This window comes from Synechococcus sp. CBW1004 (genome assembly GCF_015840715.1).
Lineage (GTDB): Bacteria > Cyanobacteriota > Cyanobacteriia > PCC-6307 > Cyanobiaceae > Cyanobium.
In genome coordinates this window covers 2,579,644-2,599,224 of sequence record NZ_CP060397.1, presented here as the reverse complement: position 1 = coordinate 2,599,224, position 19,581 = coordinate 2,579,644, and the positions used below count along the sequence as shown (strand labels likewise).

20 protein-coding genes are annotated in these 19,581 nt (G+C 71.8%); 10 read left to right on the top strand and 10 right to left on the bottom strand.

Going from position 1 to position 19,581, the window contains the following annotated elements:
* Window positions 1-25: 25 nt before the first annotated feature.
* A complete protein-coding gene (locus H8F25_RS12380) occupies window positions 26-1,279 on the bottom strand; it encodes an MFS transporter (RefSeq protein WP_197210676.1) in 1,254 nt (417 codons plus the stop codon).
* 252 nt (window positions 1,280-1,531) lie between these two features.
* Here H8F25_RS12380 and H8F25_RS12375 point away from each other — a divergent pair, with 252 nt between their 5' ends.
* Genes H8F25_RS12375 through H8F25_RS12365 form a run of 3 tightly spaced genes read left to right on the top strand, consistent with a single transcriptional unit; the run spans window position 1,532 to window position 5,944 of the window.
* On the top strand, window positions 1,532-3,322 hold the full coding sequence (locus tag H8F25_RS12375) for a bifunctional diguanylate cyclase/phosphodiesterase (protein WP_197210675.1): 1,791 nt from the start codon (window positions 1,532-1,534) through the stop codon (window positions 3,320-3,322).
* Between the two features lie 55 nt (window positions 3,323-3,377).
* A complete protein-coding gene (locus tag H8F25_RS12370) occupies window positions 3,378-4,019 on the top strand; it encodes a succinate dehydrogenase (protein ID WP_197210674.1) in 642 nt (213 codons plus the stop codon).
* On the top strand, window positions 4,016-5,944 hold the full coding sequence (locus tag H8F25_RS12365; protein WP_197210673.1) for a fumarate reductase/succinate dehydrogenase flavoprotein subunit: 1,929 nt from the start codon (window positions 4,016-4,018) through the stop codon (window positions 5,942-5,944). The genes H8F25_RS12370 and H8F25_RS12365 overlap by 4 nt, the downstream gene beginning before the upstream one ends.
* Before the next feature lie 188 nt (window positions 5,945-6,132).
* On the opposite strand, the gene H8F25_RS12360 is transcribed toward H8F25_RS12365, so the two are convergent.
* Entirely contained in the window at window positions 6,133-7,881 is a 1,749-nt protein-coding gene (locus tag H8F25_RS12360; protein WP_197210672.1) for a diguanylate cyclase domain-containing protein, read from the bottom strand.
* Window positions 7,874-8,266 carry a PAS domain S-box protein gene (locus H8F25_RS12355; protein WP_197210671.1) on the bottom strand — a complete coding sequence of 131 codons (393 nt, stop codon included), beginning with the start codon at window positions 8,264-8,266 and terminating at the stop codon, window positions 7,874-7,876. Before H8F25_RS12355 ends, H8F25_RS12360 begins: the two co-directional genes overlap by 8 nt.
* Window positions 8,267-8,406: 140 nt before the next feature.
* Here H8F25_RS12355 and H8F25_RS12350 point away from each other — a divergent pair, with 140 nt between their 5' ends.
* Both H8F25_RS12350 and H8F25_RS12345 read left to right on the top strand, forming a co-directional pair.
* Window positions 8,407-9,147 carry a succinate dehydrogenase/fumarate reductase iron-sulfur subunit gene (locus H8F25_RS12350; protein ID WP_197213809.1) on the top strand — a complete coding sequence of 247 codons (741 nt, stop codon included), beginning with the start codon at window positions 8,407-8,409 and terminating at the stop codon, window positions 9,145-9,147.
* 87 nt (window positions 9,148-9,234) lie between these two features.
* A complete protein-coding gene (locus tag H8F25_RS12345; RefSeq protein ID WP_197210670.1) occupies window positions 9,235-9,618 on the top strand; it encodes a hypothetical protein in 384 nt (127 codons plus the stop codon).
* Window positions 9,619-9,742: 124 nt separating this feature from the next.
* On the opposite strand, the gene H8F25_RS12340 is transcribed toward H8F25_RS12345, so the two are convergent.
* Window positions 9,743-11,101 (bottom strand): APC family permease, encoded by a 1,359-nt coding sequence (locus H8F25_RS12340; RefSeq protein WP_197210669.1) that lies wholly within the window; start codon window positions 11,099-11,101, stop codon window positions 9,743-9,745.
* Window positions 11,102-11,206: 105 nt separating this feature from the next.
* On the opposite strand from H8F25_RS12340, the gene grxC reads away from it, so the two are divergent.
* Window positions 11,207-11,464 carry a glutaredoxin 3 gene (grxC, locus tag H8F25_RS12335; RefSeq protein WP_197210668.1) on the top strand — a complete coding sequence of 86 codons (258 nt, stop codon included), beginning with the start codon at window positions 11,207-11,209 and terminating at the stop codon, window positions 11,462-11,464.
* Window positions 11,465-11,473: 9 nt separating this feature from the next.
* On the opposite strand, the gene H8F25_RS12330 is transcribed toward grxC, so the two are convergent.
* The 4 genes from H8F25_RS12330 to H8F25_RS12315 all read right to left on the bottom strand — a co-directional run bounded on the left by H8F25_RS12330 (window position 11,474) and on the right by H8F25_RS12315 (window position 14,917).
* The gene (locus H8F25_RS12330; protein WP_231596813.1) at window positions 11,474-12,115 is read right to left on the bottom strand and encodes an alpha-ketoglutarate-dependent dioxygenase AlkB; all 642 of its coding nucleotides are present in this window, start codon (window positions 12,113-12,115) and stop codon (window positions 11,474-11,476) included.
* Between the two features lie 87 nt (window positions 12,116-12,202).
* Complete coding sequence (locus H8F25_RS12325) at window positions 12,203-13,195, bottom strand: RluA family pseudouridine synthase (protein ID WP_197210667.1); 993 nt, start codon at window positions 13,193-13,195, stop codon at window positions 12,203-12,205.
* A 157-nt stretch (window positions 13,196-13,352) separates the two neighbouring features.
* Window positions 13,353-14,039, bottom strand: coding sequence for a response regulator transcription factor (locus H8F25_RS12320; RefSeq protein ID WP_197213806.1), 687 nt, complete (start codon window positions 14,037-14,039; stop codon window positions 13,353-13,355).
* A gap of 209 nt (window positions 14,040-14,248) precedes the next feature.
* Window positions 14,249-14,917, bottom strand: a complete 669-nt coding sequence (locus H8F25_RS12315; protein ID WP_231596812.1) for a hypothetical protein — start codon at window positions 14,915-14,917, stop codon at window positions 14,249-14,251.
* Between the two features lie 6 nt (window positions 14,918-14,923).
* Between H8F25_RS12315 and H8F25_RS12310 the strand changes: the two genes are divergently transcribed.
* Together H8F25_RS12310 and H8F25_RS12305 are read left to right on the top strand one after the other, a co-directional pair.
* Window positions 14,924-16,066, top strand: a complete 1,143-nt coding sequence (locus H8F25_RS12310; RefSeq protein WP_197210666.1) for a cysteine desulfurase family protein — start codon at window positions 14,924-14,926, stop codon at window positions 16,064-16,066.
* A 24-nt stretch (window positions 16,067-16,090) separates the two neighbouring features.
* Window positions 16,091-17,029 carry a hypothetical protein gene (locus tag H8F25_RS12305; RefSeq protein ID WP_197210665.1) on the top strand — a complete coding sequence of 313 codons (939 nt, stop codon included), beginning with the start codon at window positions 16,091-16,093 and terminating at the stop codon, window positions 17,027-17,029.
* 19 nt (window positions 17,030-17,048) lie between these two features.
* Here H8F25_RS12305 and H8F25_RS12300 read toward each other — a convergent pair whose 3' ends face one another.
* Together H8F25_RS12300 and rsmH are read right to left on the bottom strand one after the other, a co-directional pair.
* Window positions 17,049-17,600 (bottom strand): DUF456 family protein, encoded by a 552-nt coding sequence (locus H8F25_RS12300; protein WP_197210664.1) that lies wholly within the window; start codon window positions 17,598-17,600, stop codon window positions 17,049-17,051.
* 161 nt (window positions 17,601-17,761) lie between these two features.
* Window positions 17,762-18,694, bottom strand: a complete 933-nt coding sequence (gene rsmH / locus H8F25_RS12295) for a 16S rRNA (cytosine(1402)-N(4))-methyltransferase RsmH (RefSeq protein ID WP_197210663.1) — start codon at window positions 18,692-18,694, stop codon at window positions 17,762-17,764.
* 114 nt (window positions 18,695-18,808) lie between these two features.
* Here rsmH and H8F25_RS12290 point away from each other — a divergent pair, with 114 nt between their 5' ends.
* Both H8F25_RS12290 and H8F25_RS12285 read left to right on the top strand, forming a co-directional pair.
* Window positions 18,809-19,078 carry a type II toxin-antitoxin system VapB family antitoxin gene (locus H8F25_RS12290; protein WP_197210662.1) on the top strand — a complete coding sequence of 90 codons (270 nt, stop codon included), beginning with the start codon at window positions 18,809-18,811 and terminating at the stop codon, window positions 19,076-19,078.
* Entirely contained in the window at window positions 19,075-19,491 is a 417-nt protein-coding gene (locus H8F25_RS12285) for a type II toxin-antitoxin system VapC family toxin (protein ID WP_231596811.1), read from the top strand. Before H8F25_RS12290 ends, H8F25_RS12285 begins: the two co-directional genes overlap by 4 nt.
* Window positions 19,492-19,581 lie beyond the last annotated feature (90 nt).

Here is a 19,581-nt window from a genome sequence, read left to right as displayed (position 1 = left end):
CCCGCTCCGTGTCGCCGGCACGCCATCACGAGGCCGCCATCGCACCCGGCCGACGGGCCGTGCCGCCGGCCACCAGCGAGGCCACCAGGAGCAACAGGCCGACCCCCAGCCAGAAGGGGCTGGTGCGGCCCAGGGTTTCGTAGGCCAGGCCCGCCAGCGGCGGACCGAGGAAACTGCCCAGGCTCTGCAGACCCTGCAGGCTGCCCAGTGCCGCGCCCTGGCCCGAATCATCGAGCCGCCGCGACACCAGTGACCGCAGACAGGGGGTGACCAGGCCGGTGCCCAGCGCCAGGAGGGCCACGGCGGTGAACACCATAGGTCTGGCCAGATCCCGCGATGCCAGGGGCACCAGCACGCAGCCACTGATCACGAAGCCCAGGCCCGCCAGCGTCAGCCGCCATTCGCCGAAGCGCTTCACGAGCGGACCGATCAGACCGCCCTGCACGACGGTGGCCACCACACCCACGATCAGAAAGGCGGCTCCCGCCAGCCCCGGTCCCCAGCCGAACGCCTGCTTGAAATACAGCACCAGCACCCCGGTGAAGCCGTTGAACGCCAGAAAGAACAAAAGGAAGGCGCCGCACAGCCGCCGCACCTGCGGGTTGCGGAACACCCGCGACAGCTGGGTGAACGGCTGCAGCTCCCGTTTGCGGGGCAGGGCGATACGGGCCTCGACCGGGTGGGTCTCGGGCAGCAGCAGCAGCACCAGCACCAGGTTCAGGGCGGCGATGCCCACCGCCACCAGCAGCGGCAGGTTGACATTCACCTGGCCGAGCACTCCTCCGAGGGCAGGGCCGAGGATGAAGCCGAGCCCGAAGGCGACGCCGATCAGGCCGAAGGCCCTGGCCCGGTTCTCCGGGGTGGAGATGTCAGCGAGCACCGCCGCGGCCGTGGCGGCGGTGCCGCCGCTGAGGCCATCGATGAGGCGGGCGGTGAACAGCAGCGCCAGCGGGACTCCGGCGGCAGCCGCCGCGGGCCAGGCATCCGCCCAGGGGAAGGCGATGGTGGCGCTGAAGAGGCTGAGGCTGAGCACCGAGCCGGCCACGCACACGGCGATCACCGGCTTGCGGCCGTAGCGGTCGCTGAGGGCCCCGATCAGGGGCGTGGCCAGGAACTGGGCCACCGCATAGCTGCCCGTGAGCAGGCCCAGGGTGCGCCCGTCGCCGGTGAAGCCCGCCAGCAGGAAGGGCAGCAATGGAAAGATCAACGACTCCCCCAGCCGGTCATTGAGCAGGGTGAGGAAGGCACAGAACAGCGTCGACGGGCGGGCGGGACGCATGGCGGCCGGGGCGGGCCTGCACACCATCCCATGCAGGCCGGGGCCACCGTGGCCGCCGGTCCAGCCCGGCCGCGCCCCCAGGGGAATCGCTGTTCAACCGCGGCGATGTGACTAGCATCCAGGGCCAGCTATGCACTCCACACATCCCGTCCCTGCGTCCTGACCGAACCGGCGACGGGCCCCATGCGGTTGTGCGTGCCTGCACCCCCTGGATCCGAGACCACCGCGCCATGCGTGAACGCCCCGAGGGTGATGACTGTCGCTGACGATCCCGGCCCCCAGGAGAGCCCGGACACACGACACCCGGAGCGTCAGCTGCAGACGAGCCAGGCGCTGCTGCAGGAGCAGGGCGCTCTGATCGAGCAGCTGAGCCGCAGCGAGGCCCGCTTCCGCCAACTGGTGGAGCTGCAGAGCGATGGCCTGGCCCTGCTCGACCCGGAGCTGAGGATCCTCTACGCCAACCCCGCCCTGGAGCGGATCCTCGGTCAGTGCACCGACTCCCTGGTCGGGATGCCGCTGGCGCGGTTCGTGATGCCCCAGGACCGCGCCAGCTGGGACCAGCTCAGCGGCGCCCTTCTGGCCGGCAAGGGCCGCCACATCCGGTTGAGCCTGGGCGCCGCCGACGGCGGCCGGCACTTTCTGGATATGGAGTTCATCCCGCGCCGGGAGGAGGGCCGGCCGGCGGAGGGAAGCCTGCTGCTGGCCCGCGATGTGAGCGAGCTGAACGCGGCCCGGCAGGAGCTGGAGCGACTGGCCCTCAGCGATCCACTCACCGGGCTCGGCAATGAGCGGAGCACACGGCGATTCATCCGGGATCAGATCAGGCAGCGGCCCGGGATGCCCCTGGCCCTGCTGTGGCTCGATCTCGACGGATTCCGGCGGGTGAACCACAGCCACGGGCGCAGCAGCGGCGACCGCCTGCTCTGCGCCGTGGCCGATCAGCTGCAGGGCTGGTCCCGGCCCGGCGACTGGCTGGCGCGGATGGGCGGCGATGAGTTCGTGCTGATCCGCCCCGGCCTCAACGAAGCGGAAGCCTGGGCGATGGTGGCCGGGCTGCAGCGCGCGCTCGCCTGCGGCGTGCCCCTTCCCGCAGGAGAGGGCCTGGGCATGGGCTTCTGCGCCGGGATCAGCCTCTATCCCGACCATGGCGAGGACGCCGACACCCTGCTGCGCCAGGCCGCCACCGCCCTCGGCCACGCCCATGACAGCGGCCGGGGACTGGTGCTGTTCTATGAGCCCTCCTTCACCGAAACCCTGCGCTGCGAGCTCGGCCTGGAGGGGCGGCTAAGGCAGTCGCTGGAGGAGGGGCGGCTGCGCCTGGTGTACCAACCTCAGATGGATCCGAGCGGCCGGCTGATCGGCACCGAGGCCCTGGCCCGCTGGCGTGACGGCGAGCGGGGGGAGGTGAGCCCGGGCACCTTCATCCCCCTGGCGGAGCGTACCGGCATGATTCAGGCCCTGGGGCAGTGGGCCCTGGAGGAGGCCTGCGCCCAGCAGCGCCGCTGGCAGCGGGCCGGCCTGGAGCCGCCGCCGGTGGCGGTCAACGTCTCACCCCGTCAGCTGCTGTCGGCACCGACGCCGATGAGCGTCATCGTCGCCACGGCCCTGGAGCGCCACGGTCTGGAGCCCCGGTTGCTGGAGCTGGAGATCACCGAATCCGGCATCCTGCCGATCACGGGCGTGAGCGAGGAGATCGATCGGCTGGCGAGCCTGGGGGTGACGCTGGCGATCGATGACTTCGGCACCGGCTATTCCTCCCTGGAATCGCTGCACAGGCTGCCGATCCACAAGCTCAAGATCGATCAGAACTTCACCGCCAACCTGCTCAGCAGCGATTCCGCCCGCCTGATCGTGCGCGCCGCTCTGACCATGGCCCGCGAACTCGGCCTGCAGACCCTGGTGGAGGGGGTGGAGACCTCGGAGCAGCTGGGCGTGCTGCAGGAGATGGGCTGCGACGGCTATCAGGGCTACTTCTTCTCCCGCCCGCTGGAGGTGGAGGACTGTGCCCGTCTGCTGGCCTCCCATGCCCGGCGACCCGACTGAAACCGACGCCGGCATGGGGGAGCATGGTGCGAGGGGAGCCGTGAGGTGGGCTGCGATGACATCCCTGAGCCGGACCGTGGTGCTGGCCGGCAGCGGCCTGACACTGGTGCTCTTTCTGGTGCTGCACCTGGGAGGTGTCTCCCTCGCCCTGCTCGCACCGATGCGCTTCGAGGCGTTCTCCACCTGGCTGCACGGCCGCCTCTGGCTGCCGGCGCTGGAGGTGGCCCTGGCCCTGGCCCTGTTGGCCCATCCGCTGCTGGCCCTGGGCCGCTGGTTCCAGAACCGCGCCCGGACGGGAAGCACAGCCGCACCGAGGCGCAGCCGCCGCGGCAGCGGCCTGGAAGGCCTGGCGGCGGCCTCAGGCCGCTGGCTGCCGTTCAGCGGCGGCGTGCTGTTGCTGTTCCTGGCGGTGCATCTCGGCCAGCTGCGCTGGTCGCGGCCACCGGCCGGGGCGGAACTTGCGGCGCTGGAGCAGGCCCTGTCCTCCCCCCTGGCCCTGATGCTCTACGGCCTGGCCGGCGTGGCGCTGGCCCTGCATCTGCTGCACGGGGTCGAAAGCGCCCACCGCAGCCTGGGCTGGCTTGAAGCGGGCAACGGGCCGCGCATCCGCCTGCTGGGCCGCGGCCTGGCCCTGCTGCTGGGGGGCGGCTTCGCCCTGCTGCCCTTCGCCCTGGTCTTCACCGCCTCCGCCCGATGAGCAGCCAGGCCCCGTTCCCCTGCGATCCGCGCCTGCCGGCCGGTCCCCTGCCGACCGCCTGGCAGAACTGCCGCGACAGCCTGCCGCTGATCGCGCCGGCCAACCGCCGCCGCTTCCAGATCCTGGTGGTGGGCAGCGGCCTGGCAGGAGCCTCCGCCGCCGCCAGCCTTGCCGAGCAGGGCTACCGGGTGCGGGTGGTGATCAACCACGACAGCCCCAGGCGGGCGCACTCCGTGGCCGCCCAGGGGGGCATCAATGCCGCCCGCAACGACGCCAACGACGGCGACAGCGTGGCGCGTCTGTTCCGCGACACCGTCAAGGGCGGCGATTTCCGTGCCCGCGAGGCGGGCTGCCACCGGCTGGCGGAGATCAGCACGTCGATCATCGACCACTGCGTCGCCCAGGGCGTGCCCTTCGCCCGCGAGTACGGCGGCACCCTGGCCACGCGCAGCTTCGGCGGCTCGCAGGTGAGCCGCACTTACTACGCCCGCGGCCAGACCGGCCAGCAACTGCTCTACGGCGCCTATCAGGCGCTGATGCGGCAGGTGCAGGCGGGCCGGGTTGAGCTGCTGCCGCGCCGCGACATGCTCGAGCTGATCACGGTGGATGGCGTCGCCCGCGGCATCGTCTGCCGCCACCAGCTCAGCGGCCGGCTCGAGGCCCACACCGCCGACGCCGTGCTGCTGGCCAGCGGCGGCTATTCCAACGTCTATTTCCTCTCCACCAACGCCCGCCGCAGCAGCGTCTCGGCGATCTGGAGCGCCCACCGCCGCGGCGCCCTGTTCGCCAATCCCTGCTTCACCCAGATCCATCCCACCTGCATCCCAGCCGGCGATGTGGGGCAGAGCAAGCTGACGCTGATGAGCGAGAGCCTGCGCAACGACGGCCGCCTCTGGCTGCCGGCGCGGGCGGGGGATCAGCGGCACGCCGCGGCGATTCCAGCCGAAGAGCGCGACTACTTCCTGGAGCGTCTCTATCCCAGCTACGCCAACATGGTCCCCCGCGATGTGGCCTCGCGCCGGGCCCGCGAACTGTGCCTGCAGGGCCACGGCGTGGGGGCCGATGGACGGGCGGTGTATCTCGATCTGAGCGACGCGATCGCCCGCGAGGGGCTGGCGGCGATCGAGGCCCGCTACGGCAACCTGCTGGCCATGTACGAGCGGATCAGCGGTGAGGACCCGCGCCGCACGCCGATGCGCATCTACCCGGCGCCCCACTACACGATGGGCGGCCTGTGGGTGGACTACCAGCTGATGAGCAGCGTGCCGGGCCTGTTCGTGCTCGGCGAGGCCAACTTCTCCGAGCACGGCGCCAACCGCCTCGGCGCCAGCGCCCTGATGCAGGGCCTGGCCGACGGCACCTTCATCGCCCCGGCCACGGTGCCGGCCTGGCTGGCTGGCCAACCGGCCGGGACCATGAGCGAGGACCATCCCGCCTGCCGCGAGGCCCTTTCGCGTGCGGCGGCCCGCATCTCTGCGCTGCGATCCATCGGTGGGAGACGGCCGGCGGACGCATTCCACCGGGCCCTGGGACTGGTGATGATCGACGCCTGCGGCATCAGCCGCCATCGCGCCGGCCTGGAGCAGGCGCTGGAGACGGTGGCCGATCTGGAGGCCGCATTCCGCTCGGAGCTGGCCCTGCCCGACGCGGGCGGTGCGATCGATGCCGAGCTGGAGAAGGCCCTGCGGCTGGAGGACTTCTTCGGGCTGTCCGCGCTGATGCTGCGCGACGCCCTGGCCCGTGAGGAATCCTGCGGTGCCCACTTCCGCGAGGAACACCAGACACCGGAAGGCGAAGCCCTGCGCGACGACACCCGCTTCGCCCACATCGCCGCCTGGGAGCACCGGCCGGTGGGCGAGCCACTGCGGCACGCCGAACCGCTGACCTTCAGCGCCGTTCAGCCCAGCCGGCGCGACTACCGCTGAGCCAGTCGCCGGGACCAGGGCACTGAAGACAAGGGTCCGCCGATTGCACCGCCAGCAGACCTGGTGCCTGCGGCGTGGGCGACCAGCCCCGGAGCGCCGGGAGGATGACGACCCGGCAGGGCGACCCCGATGGCTCGACGGCTGGATCGGCAGGACCCGCCGCCTGGCTCCGGCCGCTGCAGCACCCCTCAGGGCAGCGGCGGCCCGAAGCGGGGACCCTGTCCCCAGCGGCAGCCCAGGGAGCGGAGCTCCTGGAGCTGCCCCTCGGTCTCGATGCCCTCGGCGATCACCTCGAGATCCAGATCCAGGGCCAGCCGCAGGGCGGCCTGCCGCAACCGGCGCTGATGCACGTTGTCGCCTGGATCGCAGCAGAGGCTGGGGTGCAGCCGCACCATCGCCAGCGGCAGACGGGCCAGACCACCGAGGTGAATCGAGCCGGCCCCGAAGCCATCCAGCACCAGACGCACCCCCATCGCCCACAGGGCCTCCAGTTCCATCAGGGCGGCAGCGGGCGGATCGCTCAGCACCTCCTCGCTCAGCAGCAGGGCGATGCGGGCCGGATTCAGCCCGACGCGGTTGGCCTGGCGCTCCAGCTCGGCGCTCAAGCCGCCTTCCTTCAGTTCGCCGGGACTGACCTGGAACGCCACCGCACTGGTCCCGGCTGCAGCGGGCCCCTGTTGCAGGCGTGCCAGGGCCATGGTCCGGGACCAACGCCCCAGCGACACCGCCAGCCCGAGACGCTGCACCACCGCCAGGGCCTCGGCCCCGCGCTGGAGAGCGCCCCCGGGAGGCTCCAGGGCCAGGATCGCTTCGAGACCGTGGAGGCTGCCATCGCCCAGGTCGATGATCGGCCGGAAATGCAGCGTCAGGCCCTCGCGTTCGGGGCTCTCGTCGGCCAGGGTGCGTTGCAGCCAGGTGGCGAGATGCTCGCGCGAACGGCTGCGCAGGTCGAGGCTGCTGTCGTGCAGAGCCACCGGCAGGCCGCCACCACCCTTGGCCTCGTACATGGCCACATCGGCGCGCCGGATCAGTTCGGCCCCGCCCAGATCGGGATCGTCGGTCATCGCGATCCCCACGCTCATGGCGGGATGCAGGATGCGGTCCTCCAGGCGCCAGGGACGGCCCACCTCCTCCAGCAACCGCAGGGCCAGGGTCATCGCCTCCTGGGGACTGGCAGGTCCCTGACTGAGCACCACGAACTCGTCGCCCCCGAGCCGGCTGACCAGATCACTGGCGCGCAGGCAGCTCTGCAGGCGCTCTCCGATGGCCACCAGCAGGGCATCACCGGCGGCATGGCCGTGCTCGTCATTCACCTGCTTGAAGCCGTTGAGATCACAGAACAGCAGGGTGAGCAGGCCGGGATACTCGCGCAGCTGGCCGAAGGCCAGAGCGAGACGCTGCTCGAGCGCAAGCCTGTTCGGCAGGCCCGTGACCGCGCAGGCGAGCACCTTCTTCTCCAGCTGCCGGCGTTCGGCGGCGATCCGCAGCACTTCCTGGCGCATGGCCTCACTGGTGAGATCGGCGCTGATGTCGCGAACGCAGAACACCAGCGGCCACTCGGGATCGGAGAGCACCGGCTTCCATTCGATCGCCACGGCGCGCAGCGGCTCATGCCGCAGCACCGCACGCAGGTTGCGGCCCTCCGTGGTCTGCCCATCGAGCAGGGCCAGGTTGAACAGCGGCTGACCCTCCGCATCGGGGGGCAGCAGGCTGGTGATCGCCCGGTCCAGCAGCAGCAGGCGCGGACGACCGGCCAGCTGCTCGAAGGCCTGGTTGCACCACATCAGACGGCCGTGACGGTCGGTGATCGCCAGGGCATCACTGATCGTGGCCAGGCCGGCCTCCAGCCGGCCCAGGGTGCTGCGCAGCCGCGCCACCAGCTCCCCTTCCTCGGCGGTGATGCGCGAGGGAGGAGCGGGAGGGGATGGCTCAGGCATCCGTGGGGGAGCCATCCGGCAGGGGGGTGAGCGTGGCGCCGAACACCCAGGACTCGCCGCTGCGCTCGGCAACGATGAAGTGCTCGGAGACCACCTCCCGGCCATCGCGACAGATGGTCCGCAGCCGCAGTGGATGGGCGAGGATCTCGGACTGTCCGGTGGACTGGAAGCGGGAGAAGCCCAGATGGTGGGCCATCTGGAACGCCTCCGGCAGGATCAGGCTCAGGGACTGGCCCCGCAGGTCAGCTTCCGTCCAGCCATACGCGTGCGTGAACGGCTCGTTGACCTCCAGCACCAGGCCGAGCGCATCGGCGAGCACAAAGGGCACCTCTCCCTGCTGCAGCTCGGCGATGGTGGGGACAGACGGGGGGTTCTGCAATCCCATGGGCTCGTGCATCGAGACCTAAGCCATCATGCTGTGCCAGGAGCTCTTTTCGGGCCTCCGGCATCAGACGCGTCTTGAATCCCATCCATGATGCCGGTTTTCTTACCTTCTCCTGCCCATCTGCCGTGACCCGCGCCCGCCTGACGCTGACGCTGCGACTCTGGCGCCAGGACGGCCCCGACACTCCCGGCGCCTTCGAGACCCATCGCCTCGAGGGGCTGTCAGCGGATCTGTCGGTGCTGGAGGCGCTCGATCTGCTCAATGAACAGCTGGTGCGTCAGGGGCGACGGCCGTTCAGCTTCGAGCACGACTGCCGCGAGGGCATCTGCGGCGCCTGCGGCTTCCTGGTCAACGGCCAGGCGCACGGCCCCCAGGCCACCACCACGGTCTGCCAGCTCTATCTGCGCCAGTTCCGCGACGGGGACACCCTGGTGCTGGAGCCCTTCCGTGCCGGAGCCTTCCCGCTCCTGCAGGACCTGGCGGTGGACCGTTCGGCACTGGATCGGATCATCGCCGCCGGCGGCTACTGCTCGCTCAATGCCGGCAGCGCTCCGGATGCCAACGCCCAGCTGGTCGGCCGCGATCAGGCCGCTCTGGCGTTCGATGCAGCCACCTGCATCGGCTGCGGCGCCTGCGTGGCCGCCTGCCCGAACGCGTCGGCCAGCCTGTTCACCGCGGCGAAGCTGGCGCACCTGGCGCTGCTGCCCCAGGGACAGCCGGAGCGGCCGCGGCGCGTGACCGCGATGGTGGCGCAGATGGAGGCCGAGGGCTTCGGGGGCTGCAGCAGTCACCTGGAGTGCCAGGCCACCTGCCCGCAGGAGATCTCCGCGGACTGGATCAGCTGGATGCAGCGGGAACGCTGGCGGCGTCCCACCCTCTGAAGAACGCCCCTCCACTCGGCAGGGTGGCAGTGGCAGGTGCGCCATCACGTCCGAGGCGTCACCATCGGGTCACCATGCGCCGGACCGATGGTCTCGTGGAATCCCCCGATCCACCCTGAGCAGCTGGCGCAGCTGCACGGAGACGAGGCCGCCTGCCCGGGCCCGTGGCGGGTGCGGCGCAAGCTGCCCCACCTGCTGGCGTCCTCCGATCCCGAGGGCCTCGATCGCCTGGTGGTGGACACCCTGCTGGGCCATGGCGAACTGCTCAGCGATCTGGCCAGGCTCTGCGCCGACGCTCTGCGCCGCACCGGCGGCAGCGAGCGCGACCCCGCGCTGGTCAAGGGGCTGACGACGCGGGTGGCGGCCAGCCTGGCGGTGGGGCTGATGGAGTCGGACCTGGATGAGCGGGTGGCGGCGCTGATGGCCCAGGAGGCCCCCTTCGCCGAGGGCTGGCGCGCCTGCCCGGAATGAGGACGCCAAATCCAGGGGGACAGCCCCTCCGCTGCTGGCTGGAAGACGGACCGCCGTTCGCCGCCGACACGGGCCTTCGCACGGTTGGTCATCCAGTCAGGCCGATCGTCGAGGCAGCCCGGCCTCAGGGTCCGGCCGGCGACTCTCCGGGCGTCCACCGCCGCGTGAGCCAGTACAGAGGCGCGGCCGCCGCCACCAGCGCCAGGGCCTCCAGGCTGTGGCTGCGATCCTCCAGCAGGGCCCCCACCAGGAAGGCCGCGGATCCGGCCAGCACGATCAGGCCGCTGAGCGGATGGCCCCAGGCCCGGAAGGGCCGTTCCAGCTCGGGCTCGCGCCAGCGCAGCACGAACAGCGAGGCGATGCCGCTGGCATAGAGCGCCACATACAGAAAGGAGGCGATCGCCAGCAGGATCGGGAAATCGCCGAAGAGCACCAGCAGGGCCATGGCGCCGCAGGTGAGCAGCAGGGCCACGCCGGGGGTGCCGCCGGCGCTCACCTGGGTGGCGGCCGGCAGGAACAACCCTTCCCGGGCCAGTGCATAGAGCACCCGTGGCGCGCTCAGGATCGAGGTGTTGATCAGCCCCAGCACCGACAGCAGCGCCACCGCCGTGATCAGCTGGCCGCCGAGGGTGCCGAACAGCCGCTCGGCGGCATCGGCCAGCGGCAGGGTGGAGGCGGCCAGATCCGGCAACGGCAGCACCCGCAGCAGGGCGGCGTTGATCAGCAGGTAGATGGCGATCACCGCCAGCACCCCACCGATCAGGGAGCGGGGCAGATCGCGGGCGGGCTCGCTGAATTCCTCCGCGAAATAGATGGGGCTGTGCCAGCCGTCGTAGGTGCCGATGATCGCCTGCAAGGCCAGCACCCAGGCCGCTGCCAGCGCCAGCCAGCCCGGCACACCGGCGTGGGCCACCGCCTCCGGCAGGGCGGGCAGGGCCGTGGCGGAAACCGGATCGGCCAGCAGGAAACAGGCGGCCACCAGCAGCAGGAAGGCCACGGTCTTGGCGAGGCTGAGCAGCAGCTGGCTGCCGCTGCCGGCGCGCACCCCCTGCAGCTGGATGGTGGTGAACAGGGCGAGCACCAGCAGGGCGATGGCCTTGCTGCCGATCGGCAGGGAGGGGAACAGCGCCAGGGCGTAGTCGCCGGCGGTGAGGGCCACCCAGGCCACCCCGGCGCAATGCCCGAGCCAGTCGGTCCAGCCGACCACGAAGCCGGCACCATCGCCGAAGGCGCGACGGGCGTAGACGGTCCAGCCGCCGCTGCGAGGCAGGCTCGCCCCCAGCTCGGCCACGCAGATCGCCCCCAGCAGGCCATAGAGCCCTCCGAGGAACCAGGCGAGCAGCACGGCGCTGCCGCTGCCCAGCTCGGCGGCCACCAGGCCGGGAGTGCGCAGGATGCCGCCGCCGATGGTGCCTCCCACGGCACCAGCCAGACCGAAGGCGACCCCGAGAATGTTCAGCAGGCGGCCGCGCGGTTCAGCCATCGGCCGACCGGCCGGGATCGGCAGGGTGGGTCATCCGGCCATCATCGCCAGACAGGAGGTGCCGCTCCTGCGCGAACCTGCCCCCCAGTGATCGCATCCACATCGATGGCCAAGGTCGAGATCTACACCTGGCGGTTCTGCCCCTTCTGCGTCCGCGCCAAGGCCCTGCTCGATCGCAAGGGGGTGTCCTACAGCGAATACGCCATCGACGGCGATGAAGACGCCCGCGACGCCATGGCCCAGCGGGCCGGCGGCGGTCGCTCGCTGCCCCAGATCTTCATCGACGACCGGCATGTGGGCGGCTGCGACGATCTGCACGCCCTCGATCGGCGCGGCCAGCTGGACCCGCTGCTGGCGGCCTAGGCAGGCGCCTCAATCGCTGGACCGCACCAGGCGGAACGTGAGATTGAGCCGCGCCTCCTGAACGCGGAGGCGCTGCGGCAGCTGATGCAGCCAGTGCCGCTGGGTCGGCGGATCCATCAGCAGCAGATCACCGTCGCCGAGCTCGAGGCTGAGTGTCGGCCGCTGCCCGTCGATGGGCCGGCGAGGCCGCAGCTGGAATGCCCGCGTGGCGCCCAGGCTGAGGGAGGCGATCGGCGCCTCCGGGTCCAGTTCGGGCTCGTCATCGGCATGCCAGCCCATGCGGTCGCGGCCATCGCGGTAGAAGTTCAACAGCAGCGAGTTGAAGCGGCAGCCCGCCTGCGCCTCCACCAGCGACCGCAGCCATGAGACGGTCTCCGTCCAGGCCGTGGGGGCGTTGCGAAGGCCGCTGTAGGTGTAGGAGCAGCCCGGATCGGCCATCCAGCAGGTGAGCCGCGGCAGCGGATGGGTCTGTCCCCAGAGCGTGATGCGCTCCTGCCGCCAGGGCACCTCCTGCCGCAGCGCCTCGCGGACTGCCTCGGGCTGCGCCAGCCAGCCGCGCCAGTGGCGCAGCCGCAGGCCGGGGCGTTCCAGCAGCAAGGCACCGCCACCAGGCTGGGAGGCCCCCAGCAGCTCCAGCTGATGACGGGTCACAGCGACGCCGTGAAGCCAGGCGAGTCTGGCGCTCTGCGCACGCTGAAGCGGCAGATCCGCCGGCTGCCTGCGACGACCATCAACGGCTCAGGCGCCCTGCTCACCCAGCCCCTCAGGCACCTCCAGCACGAGGCGCTCCCCCTCCGGCCGCTGCAGCTCCAGCCGCCAGGCCTGCAGCCGGTAGCCCCCTTCGCCCGGCAGGGACCCGGCAGCAGCCGCACCCCCCGGGAGATAGAGCGGATCGCCGAGCAGCGGTGCCCCCACCGCGGCGCAGTGGATGCGGATCTGATGCGGCCGGCCGCTGCCGATCGCCACCTGCACCAGATCTCCCGCGCCGCGGCGCTCCAGCAGGGTGAGCCAGCTGTGGGCATGCAGATCACCCGGCTGCCGATCCTGGGCAGCGCACCAGATCCATCCCAGCTGCGCGTGGGGGCGGCGGCCGATCGGCGTGCTGATCTGCAGGCTCGCGCCCGGTTCCAGCGACAGCCGCCCCGGCACCAGCCAGGCCCGGTAGAGCTTGCGCACCGATGGCCGCTGTCCCTCCCGATCGGGGGACTGCTCGGCGGCGGTGCTCTCCCGCAGGGCGGCGCTCAGCCAGGCCCGGGTGGCGGGCTGGCGCGCACAGACCAGCAGGCCGCTGGTGAACCGCCCCAGCCGATGCACCGGCCTGGGGATCCCGGCAGGATCGCGTTGGTGTCGCCGCTCCAGCAGGCGCAGCACGGTGTGCTCCAGCCAGCCGCCGGCGGGCAGCACCGGCAGACCGGCGGGCTTGTCAAGCACCAGCAGATCACCGTCGTCGTGCACCACCGTCCACGCCGCCGGCACGGCCTGCTCGAGCCAGGGGGGACGATGCCAGGCGAGCCGGTCGCCCGCCGCCAACGGCGCATCCAGACGCAGGATCTCACCGTTGCGCGCGATCTCCCCCGCCTCCAGCCGACGGCCCCAGACCATCGCACCGGAATGGCGATGGCGCTGGGCATAGAAGGCGCTGACACGGTGGCCGGCCTGGGCGGCCTGCACCCGATCGCGATAGATCCAGCCGCGGTTGAAGGCCGCCGGCAGCCAATCCTCGGCCGTCATCGGCACGCCGTGGCCGCCGTCAGGGGGTGCCCTGCCGGGCGAACCGGTCGCGGCAGCCGTGGTCCGCCGGTCGGCGGCCGCTCCCCACCCGGACGTTCCTCCGCTCGCTGCAGGTGGCCGACACCGGGGCGAAGGGCCGGAACCTGCGCCCGGACCTTCACTCCACCAGGCCGTGTTCGAGGGCGTAGCGCACCAGTTCAGTGCGGCTGGCGGTGCCGGTCTTGATGAACAGCCGGCTCACGTATTTCTCGACGTTGCGGATCGAGGTCTCGAGGCGCCGGGCGATCTCCTTGTTCATCATTCCCTCGGCCACCAGCTGGAGCACGCTCGCCTCGCGCGGCGTGAAATCGAGCTTGACGTCGGGAGTCGCCGCCTTCTTGCTGGGGCCGTTGCCGAGCATCGAGCGGATCTCGGTGATCTGCTTGGCCATGGCGCTGATGTCAGCGTCGGCGAAGCGGGCGGCTTCGGCCAGCAGCCGCTCCTGACGGCGCACGACGTTGTGCACCCGCGCCACCAGTTCGTTGGGATCGAACGGTTTGGGGATGTAGTCGTCGGCTCCGGCGTTGAAGCCGGCGATGCGATCGGCGGTCATGCCCTTGGCGGTGAGGAAGATCACCGGCGTGCCGCCGAGCCGTTCGTCAGCGCGGAGCCGCTTGAGCAGCGCGAAGCCATCGCAGCGGGGCATCATCACGTCGCTGAGGATCACGTCCGGCAGGATCTCCTGGGCCGCGGTCCACCCCTCCTCGCCATCGCTGGCGGTGGTCACCTGGAAACCCTCGTCCTCCAGGTAGGCCTTCACCGCGGTGCGCAGGCCGGGCTCGTCGTCCACCAGCAGCAGCCGCACCGGCGGCTTCCCCGCACCGGCGTCGCCGTCCTCGACCGTCGCGGCCGCTGGATCCTCGGGAACAAGGCTGGAGTCGGAATCGGGACGGGTCACCAGGGGCCGCGGCGGCTGGAGCGATGCTAGGCAGACCCAGGCAGGGCGCCCCGGACCGATGACGGCCGGAGCCCGCGCGGAGCGGACCCGGCCCATCAGCGGTGATCGACGCATGCTCAGGGGCGGGGCGCCTGCAGCTGCTCCTGCCGCTCCGGCAGCTGGCCGCTGTAGCCCAGTCGCCGCGCCTCCTCGACAAGGCCGGCGGGATCGCGACCGGCCAGGGAGGGATGGCAGACGGCCCACCAGATCAGATGGTCGAGGCGATTGGCCGGATGGATGGCGCCACCGGGATTGAGCTCACGCACCAGCAGCTGACCGCCGGCGCCGGTGATGCGCATCGGCGCGGTGGCACTGCAGCGGACGCGGTCGGTGGCGATGGTGACGCGGTCATTCGTCTCCTCCCAAACCTGCACGCTCCAGAGGCCGGGCTGCTGTGGATCGGCCTTGGCACCGAACACCCCGACCCGCTTCAGGCCGTTGACGCTCTCGCTGCGCAGCAGGATCACCAGGTCGGGCGGATGGGGAGCACGACTCTTGGCGGGGGGATCAGCGGCCAGACCCGGCAGGGCGGCAACGCCGCACAGCGCGGCGGCCAGGAGCACACCGGCCTGGCGCCGGGCGTGAACCGGGGCCAGGCACCGGGCAGCGGCCAGGTGGCCAGCGGGGACGGCGATCCGGGTCGCCGCCGCACGCAGCCCCATCCCCCAGGCCGGCATCCGGTCAGAGCGCAGCGGCAAGGGGCGGCGGCCGAGCAGCAGGCGGCCGCGGCGGAGACGGTTCAGCATGGAGGCATGCTGGCCTACCTCGACCACCACGCGACGACTCCCTGCGATCCGCGTGTGCTGGAGGCGATGGAGCCGTGGTGGAGCAGCTGCTTCGCCAACCCCTCCAGCCGGCTGTACCGACCGGCCCTGGAGGCCGCCGCCGCCGTGGAGATCGCCCGCGAGCGGGTCGCCGCCGCCCTGGGCGTGGAGGCGCGGGCAGTGATCTTCACCAGTGGCGCCACCGAGGCCAACAACCTGGCGCTGAAAGGGGTGGCGGAGGCGGCGCTGGAACGGGGCGAGCGGCGGCGCGCTCTGGTGACCCTGGCGACCGAACACCGCGCCGTGCTCGATCCCCTGCAGTGGCTGGGCCTGCATGGCTTCCCGCTCACCGTGCTGCCGGTGCAGCCCGACGGCCTCGTGGATCTGCAGCGGCTGGAGGCAGCCATCGATGCGGACACGCTGCTGGTGTCGGTGATGGCGGCCAACAACGAGATCGGCGTGCTGCAGGACCTGCAGGCGATCGGCCGGCTCTGCCGCGCCCGCGGCGCCCTGCTCCACTGCGATGCCGCCCAGGCGGTGGGGCACATCCCCCTGACGATGGCGGAGCTGGGGATCGACCTGCTCAGCCTGAGCGGCCACAAGCTCTATGGCCCCAAGGGCGCGGGGGCCCTGCTGCGGGGCGAGGGCGTGGCGCTGGCACCGCAGCAGCACGGCGGTGGCCAAGAGCACGGCCTGAGGGCCGGCACCCTGGCGGTGCCGCTGCTGGTGGGACTGGGCCGGGCGGTGGAGCTGGCGATGGCCGACCTCCAGGAGCGCGGCGCACGGCTCGGGGCCCTGCGGCAACGGCTGTGGGACGGCCTGGAGGCCCTCGGCGGCATCCGACTGAACGGCCATCCGCGGCGGCGGCTGCCCCACAACCTCAACATCACGATCGACGGCGTGGAAGGAGGACGACTGCAGCGGCGGCTGCGCCGCGAGCTGGCGGTCAGCAGCGGCTCGGCCTGCAGCCAGGGCAGCCCGTCCCACGTGCTGGCGGCCCTGGGCCGCAGTCCCGTCGAGGCGGCGGCCTCGATCCGTTTCGGGCTGGGCCGCGGCACCCAGGAGGCGGAGATCGAGCGGGCGATCAACGCGGTGGCTGCGGCCCTGGCCGAACTGCGGTCCACCCCCTAGCTTGCGCCGAACCGGGCACCCGCCATGGCGTCCGATCCATCCAGGCCCGACCCGACCGCCGCCACCCCGGCCGGCGGCAGTGCACGCGGCTGGCTCCAGCGACGGACCCCAGCCCCAGACTCCGGTCCTTCCCGACCAGGACGGCTCGACCTCGGCGACGCGATCCACGACGGCTGGCAGGCCTTCTGCCGCGCGCCGCGGGTGTTCGTGGCCTTCGCCCTGCTGGTGAACGTGGTGATCGTGCTGCAGCAACCGCTGCTCTGGCGGATCGGCAGCGGCGCCAGTCCCTCGGGCGACCCACGCGACTGGGCCCTGTACGGACTGGGGCTGGTGGTGGTGGCGGCGGCGCTCCTGTGGGGAAGCCTGGGCCTGGGGCGCGGCGCGGTGCTGGCCTTGCAGGGGCAGCGCCCGGCCCTGATGGAACTGCTGCGCTGGGATGGCCGGACCTGGCTGCGACTGCTGCGCGCCTGGCTGCGGCTGGCGGCCATGGTCAGCCTGCCGGCCGGGATGGCCCTGCTGTTCGGTCTGTCCATCCTGCTGCTGGGGGAGTCGTCGGCTCTGCAGGAACGGCTCGGCCAGGAGGCGACACGCCTGCTGGCCCTGCTGCTGCTGGCCCTGCTGCTGCTCTGCGTGGCACTGACCCTGGTGACGCTGCTGTATCTGAGCGTGAACCAGCTGTTCCTGCTCCAGATCGTGCTGCTGGAGAGGGGCGGCGGGGCCGCGGCGGTGGAGCGGGGAAGACAGCTCGTGGATCCGCAGTGGCCCCTGGTGCTCCTGCTGCTGATCGTCACCACACTGCTGAGCGGTCTCGGTCTGCTCGCCTGCTGGATCGGCAGCCTGGCGGCCTGGCCGGCGGTGATCTGCATCACCACGGCGGCCTATCAGCAGCTGCGCGCCAGCGAGGAAGGAGAGGGGGAGGCGATCCCTCCCGGACCCTCCGAGTCGGACGCGGCCACCCCCTGAACGGCGGCGACCAGGCGGATCAGGCCGTGGGACCGCCGCTGAGCGCCAGAAACCCGGCGACACCGATCAGGGCGAGCACAAAGGATGCCAGCCGGCTCACCAGCATCCCGGCCACCACCGCCAGGCCCACCTGGAGAGAGCGCAGCGGCCGGGGCGGACCACCGTGGTGGGGACGGCGGGCCAGCGCGACCAGCTCGCCGAGGCTCGCCCCCAGCAGGGGCCCCAGCAGGGCACCGAGCAGCGGCCCGCCGACCGGCAGGGCAGGCAGCAACCCCAGCAATCCCACCGCCAGACCCAGGCCGGCGCCCACATAGGCCCAGCGGCTGGCCTGCAGGCGGGCGGCCCCCAGCAGCACACCGAGGGCATCCGCCCCCCAGCCCAGCAGCAACAGCAGCGTTTCCAGGGCGAGCACGGGCCAGGCGACCTGCCAGCCCACCGCCGCGACCCAGATCAGGGCGCCGAGCGGCAGCAGCGCCAGCCCGGGGAGCACCGGCAGCAGCACACCCGGAACGGCCAGGGCCTGCACCAGCAGCGCCACCCACCAGAGGACGACAGAGGAGGGCACAGTCATCGGGACGGCCGGTTGCGGCGGGCGCGCAGGGCTGTTCAGTCTGGGCTGCCGGAGCGCGCCAATCCATGCGGCAGGTCACTCCCCTGGCCCCTGGCCCGGCCGAAGGCGAGGCGAATCCGAAACCGCAGACAACGGGAGCCGCCCGCTGGTTGAGCAACCGCTCAGGCGACGCGACGCGCCAGCCGCAGCCGGGCCGAACGGCTGCGGGGGTTGGCCTCCTGCTCGGCCTCGCCGGCCTTGATCGCCCGGCGGCTGATCCGCTCCAGCCGCTCATCGGCCAGGAAGGCCTGCTTGACGCGCCGGTCCTCGAGGGAGTGAAAGCTGATGATCGCCAGCACGCCGCCGGGGGCCAGCCAGTCGGGGGCCTGCTGCAGCAGCCGCTCGAGCACCTCGAGCTCCCGGTTGACGGCGATGCGCAACGCCTGGAAGGTGCGGGTGGCGGGGTGGATGCGGCCGCGGCGGGCGGCGGGCGGATGGCAGCCGGCCACCAGATAGGCCAGCTCGGAGGTGTCCCGCGGGCGGCCTGCATCGCCCCAGGGGCCCTCCTGCTTGACTTTCCGGGCGATCCGACGCGACAGCCGCTCCTCGCCATAGGCATAGATGAGGTCAGCCAGCTCGCTCTCCTCGAGCCGGTCGATCAGCTCGCCGGCGGTCTCGCCGGCGCCGGGGTTCATACGCATGTCCAGCGGCCCGGCCAGCCGGAAGCTGAAGCCCCGCGCCGCCACATCCAGCTGGGGACTGCTGACGCCCAGATCGGCCAGCACGCCGTCAACCGGGCCATCCGGCACGTAGTCGGCGAAGTTGGTGGCGATGATCGTGGCGCGCCCCGGAAAGGGCGCGAGAACCTCGTTGGCGGCGGCGCGGGCGGTCGGATCCTGGTCCAGCCCGATCAGCTCCAGGCCGGGATGGGCCGACAGGAGCAGCGCGCTGTGGCCGCCGCCACCGAGGGTGCAGTCGATCAGGCGCGGCGGGCCGCCACCGACAGCGTGCTCCGGCAGATCGGCGAAGGCCTCCAGCACCTCGGCGGCCAGCACCGGCTGATGGGCGAAGGCGTGATCGCTGCCGACGGGGGACACGGCCGGTGTGGACTCCATGAACTCCGTCTTAGGCGAGAGCGAAGACACCGGCCCGCGGGGGGGGCGCGCACCCATGCCCCAGGTAGAATCGATCAGGATTTCTACCTTCCCGGGAGCCAGGGAGCCTCCGCCATGGGCATGAACATCAAGGATCCCGAGGTGCACGCCATGGCCCGCGAGCTGGCGGCGCGGCGCTCCACCACCGTCACCGACGCGGTGCGGCAGGCCCTGCGGGCCGAACTCGAGCGCTGCCCCAGCACGGAACCGCCCTCCGCCATCGAGGCCAGAAAGGCGGCGATTCGCGCCATCTGCGCCCGCGTCAGCGCCAGGAACGAATGGCAGGGTCTCTCCAGCAAGGAGCTGCAGGACGCCCTCTATGACGAGGACGGGCTGCCAAAATGAGCCAGCTGAACAGCGCCCTGGTCGTGGACACCTCGGCCTTGATGGCGGTGCTGCTGCAAGAGAGCGACGCCGAGGTCCTTCTGGACGCGGCCGTGCGGGCTTCAGCCCTGTACCTGAGCACCGCCACCCGGCTGGAGCTGAGCCTGGTGGCTGAAAGCGTGCGTCACGCCGTCAAACCCAGTGAGATCGAGCAGCTTCTGCTGAGCCTCCGGGTGGAACTGGTGCCCCTCGACAAGGAGCAGATGCACTGGGCCCTGCAGGGCTGGCGCATCTACGGCAAGGGCCGACACGCGGCGAGCCTCAACCTGGGCGACTGCTTCTGCTACGGGCTGGCGAAGGCCCTGCAGGTGCCGCTGCTGTTCAAGGGCGAGGACTTCGCCGCCACGGATCTGGAGCCGGCGCTGGCCCCCTGAGTCACGCCGCATGCCCAAAGGTCGCCACGGCAACCACGGGGAACAGGCAGCCGCCGGCGATCTCCCTAGGATGGCGCACCTTCCCAAGCT